The 13,314-nt window shown below is 60.4% G+C and carries 15 protein-coding genes; 2 read left to right on the forward strand and 13 right to left on the reverse strand.

Going from position 1 to position 13,314, the window contains the following annotated elements; translation table 11 throughout:
- On the forward strand, positions 1 to 151 hold a 151-nt coding region (locus ACIOMR_RS29995; protein ID WP_401198033.1), incomplete at its 5' end, for a cold-shock protein.
- 331 nt (positions 152 to 482) lie between these two features.
- On the opposite strand, the gene rpoS is transcribed toward ACIOMR_RS29995, so the two are convergent.
- The 8 genes from rpoS to ACIOMR_RS30035 all read right to left on the reverse strand — a co-directional run bounded on the left by rpoS (position 483) and on the right by ACIOMR_RS30035 (position 7,603).
- Positions 483 to 1,487: an RNA polymerase sigma factor RpoS gene (gene rpoS / locus ACIOMR_RS30000; protein ID WP_003219274.1), complete on the reverse strand. Its 1,005-nt coding sequence runs from the start codon at positions 1,485 to 1,487 to the stop codon at positions 483 to 485.
- Between the two features lie 105 nt (positions 1,488 to 1,592).
- Positions 1,593 to 2,429: a peptidoglycan DD-metalloendopeptidase family protein gene (locus tag ACIOMR_RS30005; protein ID WP_032898924.1), complete on the reverse strand. Its 837-nt coding sequence runs from the start codon at positions 2,427 to 2,429 to the stop codon at positions 1,593 to 1,595.
- A 210-nt stretch (positions 2,430 to 2,639) separates the two neighbouring features.
- Positions 2,640 to 3,275 carry a protein-L-isoaspartate(D-aspartate) O-methyltransferase gene (locus ACIOMR_RS30010; protein ID WP_010176736.1) on the reverse strand — a complete coding sequence of 212 codons (636 nt, stop codon included), beginning with the start codon at positions 3,273 to 3,275 and terminating at the stop codon, positions 2,640 to 2,642.
- A 41-nt stretch (positions 3,276 to 3,316) separates the two neighbouring features.
- A complete protein-coding gene (gene surE / locus ACIOMR_RS30015) occupies positions 3,317 to 4,066 on the reverse strand; it encodes a 5'/3'-nucleotidase SurE (protein ID WP_003219278.1) in 750 nt (249 codons plus the stop codon).
- Complete coding sequence (truD, locus tag ACIOMR_RS30020; protein WP_003219280.1) at positions 4,054 to 5,112, reverse strand: tRNA pseudouridine(13) synthase TruD; 1,059 nt, start codon at positions 5,110 to 5,112, stop codon at positions 4,054 to 4,056. Before truD ends, surE begins: the two co-directional genes overlap by 13 nt.
- Entirely contained in the window at positions 5,109 to 5,582 is a 474-nt protein-coding gene (gene ispF, locus ACIOMR_RS30025; protein ID WP_003219282.1) for a 2-C-methyl-D-erythritol 2,4-cyclodiphosphate synthase, read from the reverse strand. The genes truD and ispF overlap by 4 nt, the downstream gene beginning before the upstream one ends.
- A 54-nt stretch (positions 5,583 to 5,636) precedes the next feature.
- Positions 5,637 to 6,482 carry an S-formylglutathione hydrolase gene (gene fghA, locus ACIOMR_RS30030; RefSeq protein ID WP_003219284.1) on the reverse strand — a complete coding sequence of 282 codons (846 nt, stop codon included), beginning with the start codon at positions 6,480 to 6,482 and terminating at the stop codon, positions 5,637 to 5,639.
- 8 nt (positions 6,483 to 6,490) lie between these two features.
- Positions 6,491 to 7,603: an S-(hydroxymethyl)glutathione dehydrogenase/class III alcohol dehydrogenase gene (locus ACIOMR_RS30035; protein ID WP_003219285.1), complete on the reverse strand. Its 1,113-nt coding sequence runs from the start codon at positions 7,601 to 7,603 to the stop codon at positions 6,491 to 6,493.
- 109 nt (positions 7,604 to 7,712) lie between these two features.
- Between ACIOMR_RS30035 and ACIOMR_RS30040 the strand changes: the two genes are divergently transcribed.
- Complete coding sequence (locus ACIOMR_RS30040; RefSeq protein WP_003219287.1) at positions 7,713 to 8,609, forward strand: LysR substrate-binding domain-containing protein; 897 nt, start codon at positions 7,713 to 7,715, stop codon at positions 8,607 to 8,609.
- A gap of 26 nt (positions 8,610 to 8,635) precedes the next feature.
- Here the strand turns inward: ACIOMR_RS30040 and ispD are convergent, their stop codons facing one another.
- The 5 genes from ispD to ACIOMR_RS30065 form a co-directional block, all read right to left on the reverse strand.
- A complete protein-coding gene (gene ispD, locus ACIOMR_RS30045) occupies positions 8,636 to 9,346 on the reverse strand; it encodes a 2-C-methyl-D-erythritol 4-phosphate cytidylyltransferase (protein WP_008432218.1) in 711 nt (236 codons plus the stop codon).
- On the reverse strand, positions 9,343 to 9,621 hold the full coding sequence (ftsB, locus tag ACIOMR_RS30050; RefSeq protein ID WP_003219292.1) for a cell division protein FtsB: 279 nt from the start codon (positions 9,619 to 9,621) through the stop codon (positions 9,343 to 9,345). The genes ispD and ftsB overlap by 4 nt, the downstream gene beginning before the upstream one ends.
- Before the next feature lie 171 nt (positions 9,622 to 9,792).
- Positions 9,793 to 11,082, reverse strand: a complete 1,290-nt coding sequence (gene eno, locus ACIOMR_RS30055) for a phosphopyruvate hydratase (protein ID WP_003219294.1) — start codon at positions 11,080 to 11,082, stop codon at positions 9,793 to 9,795.
- Positions 11,083 to 11,238: 156 nt separating this feature from the next.
- Positions 11,239 to 12,084, reverse strand: coding sequence for a 3-deoxy-8-phosphooctulonate synthase (gene kdsA / locus ACIOMR_RS30060; protein WP_003219295.1), 846 nt, complete (start codon positions 12,082 to 12,084; stop codon positions 11,239 to 11,241).
- Between the two features lie 5 nt (positions 12,085 to 12,089).
- The coding region (locus tag ACIOMR_RS30065) for a CTP synthase (RefSeq protein ID WP_401198031.1) at positions 12,090 to 13,314 on the reverse strand (1,225 nt) is incomplete at its 5' end.

Raw genomic sequence — 13,314 nt, forward strand, 5'->3', positions numbered from 1 at the left:
CATCACTCCACAATCCGGTGACGACCTGTTCGTTCACTTCAAAGCTATCCAATCCGACGGCTTCAAAAGCCTGAAAGAAGGCCAACAGGTTTCTTTCATCGCTACCCGCGGTCAGAAAGGCATGCAAGCTGAAGAAGTTCAAGTTATCTAACTTGTACTGATTTAGTCGAAAAGCCCCGCCCTCAAAAGCGGGGCTTTTTTGTGCCCGCTCGTTCCTACGCTCTGCGTGGGAATGCCTCTTGTGACGCTCTGCGTCACGCTTTGGGACGCGGAGCGTCCTGGGCTGCTTTCCCACACAGAGCGTGGGAACGAGCAATCACACGATGTAATTCCATGCACAAAAAAATGTGGGAGCCCACCTATGTGGGAGCCGGGCTTGCCCGCGATAGCATCACCTCGATCTATCAGTTGCACCGAGGTGATGCTATCGCAGGCAAGCCAGCTCCCACACAAGCCCGCTCCCACATTTCATCCTGCGTCGTTTATTGAAACAACGACTCACTCGACAAGCCATTCTTCTCGAGGATCTCGCGCAAGCGCTTGAGGCCCTCGACCTGGATCTGCCGCACCCGCTCACGGGTCAAGCCAATCTCCAGGCCAACATCTTCCAGGGTGCTGCTTTCGTGGCCGCGCAGCCCGAAGCGGCGAATCACCACCTCACGCTGTTTGTCCGTCAGCTCCGAAAGCCACTGGTCGATGCTTTGCGACAGATCGTCGTCCTGCAGCAACTCACATGGGTCCGTAGGACGATCATCGGTCAGGGTGTCCAGCAGGGTTTTATCCGAATCCGGACCCAGCGAGACATCGACAGAAGACACCCGCTCATTGAGACCGAGCATGCGCTTGACCTCTCCCACCGGTTTTTCCAGCAGGTTGGCGATTTCTTCAGGCGAAGGTTCATGATCGAGTTTCTGTGTCAGCTCACGCGCCGCCCGCAGGTAGACGTTGAGCTCCTTGACCACATGGATCGGCAACCGGATCGTACGGGTCTGATTCATGATCGCCCGTTCGATGGTCTGACGAATCCACCAGGTGGCGTAGGTCGAAAAGCGGAAGCCCCGCTCAGGGTCGAACTTTTCCACCGCCCGGATCAGGCCGAGATTGCCTTCCTCGATCAAGTCCAACAGGGACAGCCCACGATTGACGTAGCGTCGGGCGATTTTCACCACCAGTCGCAGGTTGCTTTCAATCATGCGCTTGCGCCCAGCCGGATCGCCCTTTTGCGACAAGCGCGCAAAATGGACTTCTTCTTCGGGAGTGAGCAGAGGGGAAAAGCCGATTTCATTGAGGTACAACTGAGTCGCGTCGAGCGCCCGTGTGTAATCAATGTACTTGTGTTGCTTTAACGCGGTGGAGTTCTTGGATTTGGTGCGAACTGAAGGTACAGCAGGTCCCTCATTCGACATCGATTCCGTATCGATGACAGTCTCCATAAGGAGAACCTCATCGTCGATGTCAAACTCCGGCGCTTCTTTACTGAGAGCCATTGTTATAGTCCTTTGGTGAGTTCGACCTCAAGCTCAAGCGACGCCTTTATCCTTGGCAACGCTGGAGCCTGTTCCTACTACGTGAGGAACAGGCTGTGCAACACATCAACGACGGGGAAGGAATTGCAGCGGATCAACAGGCTTCCCTTGGCGGCGAATCTCAAAGTGCAGTTTCACCCGGTCTGTACCAGTTGACCCCATTTCGGCAATTGTCTGTCCGACTTTGACCTGCTGCCCCTCCCGAACCAACAGCCTGCGGTTGTGACCGTAGGCACTGACGTAGGTATCGCTGTGTTTGATGATGACCAGCTCGCCGTAGCCCCGTAAACCACTCCCGGCGTACACCACTGTCCCATCAGACGCAGCTAAAACAGGCTGTCCCAAATCCCCGGCGATATCAATGCCTTTATTCAAACTACCGTTTGAAGAGAATTTTCCAATAAGGATGCCATTTGAGGGCCATCCCCAGCCGGTCGGTGCGGGCCCCGCCGGCGGCATCGGCGCAGGTGCCGGCTTGCTCGCAACGCTAGGCGCGGCGGTGCCTGCAGGCCGGGTGATGATGGTGGTCTTGCTCGAAGACGACGGCGAAGAAGCCGTGTTTGTGACTACCGCGGTCGGTGTTGAACCGGTTCGTCCATCGAAACGAATGGTCTGACCTGGATGTATCGTGTATGGCACAGGGATGTTGTTACGGGCGGCGAGCGCCTTGTAGTCCCAGCCATAACGAAAGGCGATCGAGAACATCGTATCGCCCTTGCGCACGACGTATTGGCCTGTGGTAACGGTAGGTTTCTGCGGTACCGCGTTATTGCGGTCGACCACCCGCGCGCCACCGGATGGCGTGCTTGAACAAGCCGCCAGCAAGGAACTCAAGACAAGGCCAATCACCAGTCGCTGAAAGCTTGTTTGACTCATACGCTGTGCAATGACCGTGAGACTCACCCGCCGCTCCCTTTGTGGTGGCTGACTATGAACGCCTGTATCAGGCTTGAAATATGACGCAAGTATAACTGGCCGTTGGGTTTTTACTGGAAACACGATTCTAAAGAAAATTTCATCATGTTTAACTCCGACGGCTGATCATGTGGACTCAACAGACCCCGCTGTAAGACACATACCCGGCAATAGAATTCAGTACGCAGAAATAATTGATCAGGCCAGCGGACCGTTGAGCAGCGGGACAAAACGCACGGCGCCGAGCACATGCCGGGAAAAGCCCTCTTCCTCGCGAATGATCAACATTAATTGTTGCACTTCGCCGGAGCCCACCGGAATCACCAGGCGCCCGCCGGGAGCCAGTTGATCGAGCAAGGCCTGGGGCACGTCGGTCGCCACCGCGGTGACGATAATGCCGTTGTATGGCGCCAGTGCCGGCCAGCCTTCCCAGCCATCACCCCAACGGAACACCACGTTGCGCAAGTTCAACTCCACCAGGCGTTCCTTGGCCCGGTCTTGCAACACCTTGATGCGCTCCACGGAAAACACCCGCTCCACCAGCTGCGACAACACGGCCGTCTGGTAGCCGGAACCGGTGCCGATTTCCAGCACCTTGTCCAGCGGGCCCGCCGCCAGCAGCAACTCACTCATCCGCGCCACCATATAGGGCTGGGAGATGGTCTGGTTGTGGCCGATGGGCAAGGCTGTGTCTTCATAGGCGCGGTGCGCCAGGGCTTCATCGACAAACAGATGCCGCGGGGTACGCCGGATGACTTCCAGCACCTGGGCATTGGACAGCCCTTCTTCATACAGGCGCTGGATCAATCGCTCGCGGGTGCGCTGGGAGGTCATCCCGATGCCCCGGCGCAGCAGGTCGTCTTGTTCACGAGCCATCAGCGCAGCCCCTCCAGCCAGCCATCGAGGCTACTGAAGGCATCACTGAAGGTGCGATCGAGTTGCAACGGGGTAATCGAGACATAACCTTGCATCACCGCATGAAAGTCCGTGCCCTCGCCACCGTCCTCGGCATCGCCGGCAGCGGCAATCCAGTACCCTTCCCTGCCACGCGGGTCGACCACCTTCAGCGGCGCTGCCGCACGGGCACGGTGGCCGAGGCGGGTCAGCTGGATACCGCGAATGTGGTCCAGGGGCAGATTGGGAATATTGACGTTGAGCACCGTGCGCGGCGGCAGGACCAGGGTGTCATGGGCCTCCACCAGCTTGCGGGCGAAATACGCCGCAGTCGCCAGGTTGTCCAGTTGACGGGACGCAAACGAAAAAGCGAACGAGGTCCGACCGAGGAAGCGCCCTTCAAGGGCTGCCGCCACCGTACCGGAATACAGCACGTCGTCACCCAGGTTGGCGCCCAGGTTGATCCCGGAAACCACCAGGTCCGGCTCGCGGTCCAGCAGGCTGTTGATCGCCAGGTGCACGCAGTCGGTCGGCGTGCCATTCACGCTGATAAAGCCGTTGGGCAACGTCTGTGTATGCAACGGACGGTCGAGCGTCAGCGAGCTGCTGGCGCCGCTTTTGTCCTGGTCCGGGGCAACCACCACGCACTCGGCGTAATCCGCCAGCGCAGCATGAAGCGCGGCAAGGCCGGGTGCAGTGACCCCGTCGTCGTTAGATATCAGAATACGCATGGGCTGTCCGTCTGCCCCACCGGCACCAGATCTACAAGCTCGCGCACCAAGACAGTGGCGAAGCATCCAGCCGGCAGGACGAATTCCAATTGCAGAATGTCAGGTTCGGGATAATGCCACGTCAACCCGCCAATGGGCAGTCGAAGAATGCGACGTTCCTGGCTCATGCCGGCATTCACCAGCCAATCCCGCAGTTCGGCTTCACCGTCGGCAATCGCCTGTTCCAGCGCGAAGGTTGCTCCCGCCGCCGGCGAATCACCTTCGCCCCACTGCGGGCCGGTGGGATGCAGGTCGAGGATTGCCAGGCGCGGGTCGCTGCATTCAGCCTCCCCCGCCGGGAAAAAGCTGCGGCTGTCGGTAAACGCCAGCAAGTCACCGACCTGGGCGCGCTGCCAGGAACCGTCGGCCACCCGCGCCGCCAGCACTTTATTGAACAGGAAGCTGCGGGCCGTCGAGAGCAGGCGCGAACGCACATTGCGCTGCTCCGGCAAGGCCTTGCGCGCCGCCCAGTCACGGGCATCGACGACGTTGCCGCCGTTATGGCCGAAACGCTGGGCGCCGAAATAGTTGGGAATGCCTTGCCTGGCGATCAGTTGCAGGCGGGCGTCGATGGCCGCCGCATCCCCGGCAAACTGGGTCAGGCGCAAGGTAAAGCCGTTGGCCGAATGCGCGCCGCGCTGCAGCTTGCGCTTGTGACGGCCGGTCTTGAGGATCTTCAGGGTGTCGTTTTCAGCCGCGCTCAGGTCCGGGTCCGCCTTGCCCGGCAACTGCACGCTGAACCACTGGCGGGTCAGCGCCTGGCGGTCCTTGAGCCCGGCGTAGCTGACTGTACGCAACGGCACGCCCGCCGCCTTGGCAATCCGCCGCGCCGCCTCTTCGGTATTCAGGCCGCGCTTTTCCACCCACAACCACAGGTGTTCACCCTCGCCGGTCAGCGGGATATCCAGCACTTCATCCACCTGGAAGTCTTCAGCGGTGGCCTTTAGAACAGCGCTGCCCAAGGCCTCGCCATAGGCACGCGGGCCCAGCAGTTGCAGATCATTCATGCGCGCAGCAACAAGGCAACGGAGTGCACGGCAATGCCCTCTTCGCGACCGGTAAACCCGAGCTTTTCGGTGGTGGTGGCTTTTACGTTCACTTGATCCAACTCAACTTGAAGATCCGCGGCAATCAGCGCGCGCATCGTTTCGATATGCGGGGCCATCTTGGGCGCCTGGGCGACGATGGTGTTGTCGACGTTGCCGACCTTCCAGCCCTTGGCATGGATCAAGCCGACCACGTGACGCAACAGCACACGGCTGTCCGCGCCCTTGAAGGTCGGGTCGGTGTCCGGAAAGTGCTTGCCGATGTCGCCCAACGCGGCTGCGCCGAGCAAGGCATCGCTCAAGGCATGCAGCACCACGTCGCCGTCGGAATGAGCCAGCAACCCGTGGTGGTGCGCGATCCGCACGCCGCCCAGGGTAATGAAATCGCCTTCGGCGAAACGGTGCACATCATAGCCGTGGCCAATACGCATAAAAAAACGCCCCGATTTAATTCAGGGCGTGATTCTACCTACTTTTGCCTCACATTAACCGAGCAAAGCGCGCGCGTGATGGCGTAAGTGGTCTTCGATGAAGCTGGCGATAAAGAAGTAGCTGTGGTCATAGCCCGGTTGCAGGCGCAGCTCCAGCGGATGGTTCGCCGCCCTGGCCGCTTGTTGCAACGCTTCAGGCTTGAGCTGCACCGCGAGGAAATCGTCGCGGTCGCCCTGGTCCACCAGCAATGGCAGCTTTTCCGAGGCTTCGCTGATCAACACGCAGGCATCCCATTCGCGCCATTTCGAGCGCTCTTCGCCGAGGTAGCGGGAGAATGCCTTCTGGCCCCACGGGCAATCCATCGGGTTGTTGATCGGCGAGAACGCCGATACCGACTGATAACGCCCCGGGTTGCGCAAGGCACACACCAGCGCGCCGTGGCCGCCCATGGAGTGGCCGCTGATCCCGCGTTTGGCCGACGCCGGGAAATGCGCCTCGACCAATGCCGGCAACTCCTGCACCACGTAGTCATGCATCCGATAGTGCTGGGCCCAGGGCTCCTGGGTGGCGTTCAGGTAGAAACCGGCGCCCAGGCCAAAGTCCCAGGCGTTGTCCGGATCACCCGGCACACCGGGGCCGCGCGGGCTGGTGTCCGGCGCAACAATGATCAACCCCAGCTCGGCTGCCATGCGTTGCGCGCCGGCCTTCTGCATGAAGTTCTCATCGGTGCAGGTCAGGCCCGATAGCCAGTACAGCACCGGCAATTTGCCGCCCTGCTCCGCTTGCGGCGGCAGGTACACGGCGAAGGTCATGTCGCAACCCAGCACGTCGGAATGATGCTTGTAGCGTTTATGCCAGCCGCCGAAGCTTTTCTGGCACGACAGGTTTTCCAGACTCATGGCCGACCTCAGAAGTGAATGACGGTGCGGATGCTCTTGCCTTCATGCATCAGGTCAAACGCCTTGTTGATATCTTCCAGGCCCATGGTGTGGGTGATGAACGTATCCAGCGGGATTTCACCGGTCTGGGCCATTTCCACATAGCTTGGCAACTCGCTGCGACCGCGCACGCCGCCGAACGCCGAACCGCGCCAGACGCGGCCGGTGACCAGCTGGAACGGACGGGTAGCAATTTCCTGGCCGGCGCCGGCCACGCCGATGATCACCGACTCGCCCCAACCTTTGTGGCAGCACTCAAGGGCCGCACGCATCAGTTGGACATTGCCGATGCACTCGAAGGAAAAGTCGACGCCGCCGTCGGTCAAATCGACGATCACGTCCTGGATCGGGCGGTCGTAGTCTTTCGGGTTGATGCAGTCGGTGGCACCCAGCTGCCTGGCGATTTCAAACTTGGCCGGGTTGATGTCGATGGCAATGATGCGGCCGGCCTTGGCTTTCACCGCGCCGATCACCGCCGACAGGCCGATGCCGCCCAGGCCGAAGATGGCCACGGTGTCGCCTGGCTTGACCTTGGCGGTGTTGATCACTGCACCGATACCGGTGGTGACACCACAGCCCAGCAGGCAGACTTTTTCCAGCGGCGCTTCTTTGGGAATCTTCGCTACGGAGATTTCCGGCAGCACGGTGTATTCGGAGAAGGTCGAAGTGCCCATGTAGTGGAAAATCGGCTGGCCCTTGTAGGAAAAGCGCGAGGTGCCATCTGGCATCAGGCCTTTACCCTGGGTGGCGCGAATCGCCTGGCAGAGGTTGGTCTTGCCCGACAGGCAGAATTTGCACTTGCCGCATTCCGGGGTGTACAGCGGGATCACGTGGTCGCCCACCGCCACCGAGGTCACGCCTTCGCCGATGGCTTCAACCACGGCGCCGCCTTCGTGGCCGAGGATCGACGGGAAAATGCCTTCCGGGTCCGCGCCAGACAGGGTGTAGGCATCGGTATGGCACACACCGGACGCCACCACCCGCAACAGCACCTCGCCCGCCTTGGGCATGGCCACATCCACTTCAACGATCTCGAGGGGTTTCTTGGCTTCGAAGGCTACGGCCGCGCGGGACTTGATCATCCGGTTTCTCCATCGGGTTAAAAACGTAAGGCCGGCAGTGTAAAACATGCTCATCTGATTAATAATCCAGACAAAAGCAAAACATTATTGCCGTACAGGGACAATCAGCATGCTGGAAAACCGCTGGGAGGGCATCGACGAGTTCGTCGCCGTGGCCGAATGCAGCCAATTCACCGCGGCCGCCGAGCGCCTGGGCGTGTCGTCGTCCCATATCAGCCGCCAGGTCGCGCGACTGGAAGAGCGCCTGCAAACACGCTTGCTGTATCGCAGCACGCGCAAGGTGACATTGACCGAAGCCGGCCAGACCTTCCTGCAACATTGCCAGCGATTGCAGGACGGTCGCGAAGAAGCCTTGCGCGCCGTGGGCGACCTGGCCAGCGAGCCCAAGGGAATGTTGCGCATGACCTGCGCAGTGGCTTACGGCGAGCGTTTTATCGTGCCGCTGGTGACGCGGTTCATGGCGCTTTATCCGCAATTGCGCGTGGACGTGGAATTGACCAACCGCCAGCTGGACCTGGTGCACGAAGGCCTGGACCTGGCGATTCGCCTCGGGCGCCTGGCGGATTCGCGCATGGTTGCCAGCCGCCTCGCGCCGCGGCGTATGTACCTGTGCGCGTCACCGTCCTACCTGGCCAGGTACGGGCGGCCACATAGCTTGTCGGAGTTAAGCCGGCATAACTGCCTGATCGGCAGCTCGGATATTTGGCAACTGGCCCAGGACGGGCGCGAATTTTCCCAGCGGGTACAGGGGAACTGGCGCTGCAACAGCGGGCAAGCGGTGCTGGATGCGGCCCTGCAAGGTGTCGGTCTTTGCCAGTTGCCGGACTATTACGTGCTGGAGCATTTGCACAGCGGCGCACTGGTGTCGTTACTCGAAGCCCATCAACCGCCCAACACCGCGGTTTGGGCGCTGTACCCACAACAACGCCACCTTTCGCCCAAGGTGCGAAAACTGGTGGACTTTCTCAAGGAGGGCCTGGGCAACCATCCCGTCTACCTGAGATAGACTGCTACGGCCCGGCTGGCTGATCGTCAGGAAGACTGGAAGGCCCGACGCTGGCGCAGCCATTCAAGGTCTTCCGGGCGGGTGACCTTGAGGTTGTCGGAACGGCCTTCGATCAGGCGAGGCGCATGCCCGGCCCATTCCATGGCCGAGGCTTCGTCGGTGATGACCACGTCCGAGACCAGGCTGTCGGCCAAGGCCCGGTGCAGCGCGCCAAGGTGGAACATCTGCGGGGTGTAGGCCTGCCAGATCGGCGTGCGATCAACCGTTTCCAACACGCGCCCGTGCTTGTCGGCGCGCTTGAGGGTGTCCCGCGCCGGCACGGCCAGCAGCCCACCCACGCTGTCGTCGGCCAGTTCAAAGAGCAACTTGTCCAGATCATCGCGGCTGAGGTTCGGCCGGGCGGCGTCATGCACCAGCACCCAATCGTCATCGCTGGCGCCCTGGCCGTGCAGGTAAAGCAAGGCATTGAGCACCGAACCCGAGCGTTCTTCGCCGCCGTCAACGCGCACAATGCGTGGGTCGGTGGCGCAAGCCAGGGTCGGCCAGTAAGGGTCATCCATCGCAACGCTGACCACCAGCCCCTTGAGGCCCGGATGATCGAGGAAACAGCCAAGGCTGTGTTCGAGAATAGTGCGCCCACCCAATTGCAAGTACTGCTTGGGACGGTCCGCGGCCATACGGGCACCCACGCCCGCGGCAGGAATCACGGCCCAGAAGGCCGGTGACGAAATGCTCATTGGGCCAACTGGTAGAGGGTTTCGCCCTCCTTGACCATGCCCAACTCATGGCGAGCCCGCTCTTCAACGGTCTCCATGCCTTTTTTCAATTCAAGTACTTCGGCATCGAGCACGCGATTGCGCTCCAGCAACACCTCGTTTTCGGCGTGCTGTGCGGCAATTTGCTGGGTCAGTTCGGTGACCTGCGCCAAGCTGCCATTCCCCACCCAAAGGCGGTACTGCAGGCCAGCCAGCAGCAAGAGCAAGACGAGGAACAACCAATTGGGACTGCGCATCGAATATCGGGTATCCAGTGAAAAAAGACAGCCATGCAAAACTTTTGCAGCAACTGATAGCACGAAGCCTGGAAAAACCAGGCTTGTGCTTGTTAGTCATGAGATTAGCGCCGAAATTCACGCTGCCGTGATTTTTCCGACGTAATCCGCTGACCTTTTACCATTTAACAATCAGCCGCGAAACTCGCTGCGACCGTTGTACTTGGCTTTGCCGCCCAGTTGCTCTTCGATACGCAGCAATTGGTTGTACTTGGAAACGCGATCGGAACGGCACAGGGAACCGGTCTTGATCTGCCCAGCCGAAGTGCCCACGGCCAGGTCGGCAATGGTCGAATCTTCGGTTTCGCCGGAGCGGTGGGAGATCACGGCGGTGTAGCCCGCAGCCTTGGCCATCTGGATGGCTTCCAGGGTTTCGGTCAGGGTGCCGATCTGGTTGAACTTGATCAGGATCGAGTTGGCGATCTTTTTGTCGATGCCTTCTTTCAGGATCTTGGTGTTGGTCACGAACAGGTCGTCGCCCACCAGCTGGATCTTCTCGCCGATCTTGTCGGTGAGCACTTTCCAGCCAGCCCAGTCGGACTCGTCCAGGCCGTCTTCGATCGAGATGATCGGGTAGCGCTCGGTCAGGCCCTTGAGGTAGTCAGCAAAACCTTCCGAGGTGAAGACGTGGCCTTCGCCGGACAGGTTGTACTTGCCGTCTTCGTAGAATTCGCTGGCCGCGCAGTCCAGGGCCAGGGTCACGTCGGTGCCCAGCTTGTAGCCAGCGTTGGCCACGGCTTCGGAGATCACTTTCAGTGCGTCTTCGTTGGACGCCAGGTTCGGCGCGAAACCACCTTCGTCACCCACTGCAGTGCTCAGGCCACGGGCCTTCAGCACAGCCTTGAGGTGATGGAAAATCTCGGTGCCCATGCGCAGGCCTTCGGAGAAGGTCTTGGCGCCAACCGGCTGCACCATGAATTCCTGGATGTCGACGTTGTTATCAGCGTGCTCGCCACCGTTGATGATGTTCATCATCGGAACCGGCATCGAGTAGACACCCGGAGTGCCGTTCAGGTTGGCGATGTGGGCGTACAGCGGCAGGTCCTGGTCCTGTGCAGCGGCCTTGGCAGCGGCCAGGGACACGGCGAGGATGGCGTTGGCGCCCAGGCTGCCTTTGTTTTCGGTACCGTCGAGCTTGATCATCGCGTGATCGAGGGCTTTCTGGTCAAGTGGATCCTTGCCCAGCAGCAGGTCGCGGATCGGGCCATTGATGTTGGCCACCGCCTTGAGTACGCCCTTGCCCAGGTAACGGCTCTTGTCGCCATCACGCAGTTCCAGTGCTTCGCGGGAACCTGTGGAAGCACCGGACGGCGCGCAGGCGCTGCCGATGATGCCGTTATCGAGAAGCACGTCGGCTTCGACGGTAGGGTTGCCACGGGAGTCGAGAACTTCACGACCTTTGATGTCGACGATTTTTGCCATTGTTGTAAACACTCCAAAGTTGACGAAAACGACGCAGCTGAAGGAAATCTTTTGACCGACCGCAAGGGTGGAACAACGGGCAGGCTTGCAGGCGACAAGGCTCAGGCCCGTGGGCCTGAGCGTAAAGCGAGGGAAAGTCTACCGGAGAAATGGCGCTTACGCGGTCTCTACCGTCGGAAAACTCTTGACCAGGTCGTCCAACTGCTTCAACTGGGCCAGGAATGGCTCCAGCTTGTCCAGGCGCAGGGCGCATGGGCCGTCGCACTTGGCGTTGTCCGGGTCCGGGTGGGCTTCCAGGAACAAACCTGCCAGGGACTGGCTGATGCCGGCCTTGGCCAGGTCCAGTACCTGGGCACGGCGCCCGCCAGCGGAATCGGCGCGACCACCGGGCATTTGCAGCGCGTGGGTCACGTCGAAGAACACTGGGTATTCGAACTGTTTCATGATGCCGAAACCGAGCATGTCCACCACGAGGTTGTTGTAGCCGAAGCTCGAACCACGCTCGCAGAGGATCAACTGGTCGTTACCCGCTTCCACGCACTTGTTCAGGATATGTTTCATTTCCTGAGGCGCGAGGAACTGGGCTTTCTTGATATTGATCACAGCGCCGGTCTTGGCCATCGCGACCACGAGGTCGGTCTGGCGCGACAGGAAGGCCGGCAACTGGATGATGTCGCACACCTCGGCAACCACGGCAGCCTGCTCAGGCTCGTGGACGTCGGTGATGATCGGCACGCCGAAGGCTTGCTTGATGTCCTGGAAGATCCGCATGCCTTCTTCAAGGCCCGGGCCGCGGTAGGAGGTCACGGACGAACGGTTGGCCTTGTCGAAGCTGGCCTTGAATACGTAGGGGATACCGAGTTTCTCGGTCACCTTCACGTACTCTTCACAGACCTGCATCGCCATGTCGCGGCTTTCCAGCACGTTCATGCCGCCGAACAGCACCATGGGCTTGTCGTTGGCAATCTCGATGTCGCCTACGCGAATGATCTTCTGGGCCATCAGGTTTACGCCTTCTTCTGATGTTGCGTCAGTGCTGCTTTAACGAAGCCGCTGAACAACGGGTGACCGTCGCGCGGGGTCGAGGTGAACTCCGGGTGGAACTGGCAAGCCACGAACCATGGATGATCCGGTGCTTCAACCACTTCAACCAGCGCGCCATCACCGGAACGACCGGAGATTTTCAGGCCGGCTTCCATGATTTTCGGCAGCAGGTTGTTGTTCACTTCGTAGCGGTGACGGTGACGCTCGACAATCACGTCCTTGCCATAGCAATCGTGAACCAGCGAACCCGGCTCCAGCAGGCAATCCTGCGCGCCGAGGCGCATGGTGCCGCCCAGGTCGGAGGCTTCGGTACGGGTTTCGACGGCGCCGGTGGCATCTTCCCACTCGGTGATCAGGCCCACGACCGGATGGCCGCTGGTGCGATCGAACTCGGTGGAGTTGGCGTCTTTCCAGCCCATTACGTTACGGGCGAACTCGATGACCGCCACTTGCATGCCCAGGCAGATACCCAGGTACGGCACCTTGTTCTCACGAGCGTACTGGACGGCAGTGATCTTGCCTTCCACGCCACGCAGACCGAAGCCGCCCGGAACCAGGATGGCGTCAACGCCTTCCAGCAGCGCAGTGCCCTGGTTCTCGATGTCTTCGGAGTCGATGTAGCGCAGGTTGACCTTGGTACGGTTGCTGATGCCCGCGTGGCTCATCGCCTCGATCAGCGACTTGTAGGCGTCCAGCAGCTCCATGTACTTGCCGACCATGGCGATGGTGACTTCATGCTCAGGGTTGAGCTTGGCGTCGACCACGGCTTCCCACTCGGACAGATCGGCGCCGCCACACTGCAGGCCGAAGCGCTCGACGACAAAATCATCCAGGCCCTGGGAATGCAGGATGCCCGGGATCTTGTAGATGGTGTCGGCGTCTTCCAGGGCGATTACCGCACGTTCTTCAACGTTGGTGAACTGGGCGATCTTGCGACGGGACGCGATGTCGATCGCGTGGTCGGAGCGGCACACCAGCACGTCCGGCTGCAGGCCGATGGAACGCAGTTCCTTGACCGAGTGCTGGGTGGGCTTGGTTTTGGTTTCGCCGGCGGTGGCGATGTACGGCACCAGTGTCAGGTGCATCAGCATCGCGCGCTTGGCGCCGACTTCGAAACGCAACTGGCGGATGGCTTCGAGGAACGGTTGGGACTCGATGTCACCCACGGTGCCACCGATCTCGACCATC

This window comes from Pseudomonas sp. NPDC087814 (assembly GCF_044742865.1).
In the GTDB taxonomy this organism is placed as follows: Bacteria; Pseudomonadota; Gammaproteobacteria; order Pseudomonadales; family Pseudomonadaceae; genus Aquipseudomonas.

Excerpts from the sequence above, each read along its gene's own strand:
- kdsA (WP_003219295.1), bottom strand. The coding sequence starts at position 12,084 with ATGGCCCAGAAGATCATTCGCGTAGGCGACATCGAGATTGCCAACGAC.
- truD (WP_003219280.1), bottom strand. The coding sequence starts at position 5,112 with ATGAATGATCTGCAACTGCTGGGCCCGCGTGCCTATGGCGAGGCCTTG.
- ACIOMR_RS30010 (WP_010176736.1), bottom strand. The coding sequence starts at position 3,275 with ATGACCTCCCAGCGCACCCGCGAGCGATTGATCCAGCGCCTGTATGAA.
- eno (WP_003219294.1), bottom strand. The coding sequence starts at position 11,082 with ATGGCAAAAATCGTCGACATCAAAGGTCGTGAAGTTCTCGACTCCCGT.
- ispD (WP_008432218.1), bottom strand. The coding sequence starts at position 9,346 with ATGAGCATTTCGTCACCGGCCTTCTGGGCCGTGATTCCTGCCGCGGGC.
- rpoS (WP_003219274.1), bottom strand. The coding sequence starts at position 1,487 with ATGGCTCTCAGTAAAGAAGCGCCGGAGTTTGACATCGACGATGAGGTT.
- fghA (WP_003219284.1), bottom strand. The coding sequence starts at position 6,482 with ATGAGTCTGGAAAACCTGTCGTGCCAGAAAAGCTTCGGCGGCTGGCAT.
- surE (WP_003219278.1), bottom strand. The coding sequence starts at position 4,066 with ATGCGTATTCTGATATCTAACGACGACGGGGTCACTGCACCCGGCCTT.
- ACIOMR_RS30035 (WP_003219285.1), bottom strand. The coding sequence starts at position 7,603 with ATGATCAAGTCCCGCGCGGCCGTAGCCTTCGAAGCCAAGAAACCCCTC.
- ftsB (WP_003219292.1), bottom strand. The coding sequence starts at position 9,621 with ATGCGCAGTCCCAATTGGTTGTTCCTCGTCTTGCTCTTGCTGCTGGCT.
- ACIOMR_RS30040 (WP_003219287.1), top strand. The coding sequence starts at position 7,713 with ATGCTGGAAAACCGCTGGGAGGGCATCGACGAGTTCGTCGCCGTGGCC.
- ispF (WP_003219282.1), bottom strand. The coding sequence starts at position 5,582 with ATGCGTATTGGCCACGGCTATGATGTGCACCGTTTCGCCGAAGGCGAT.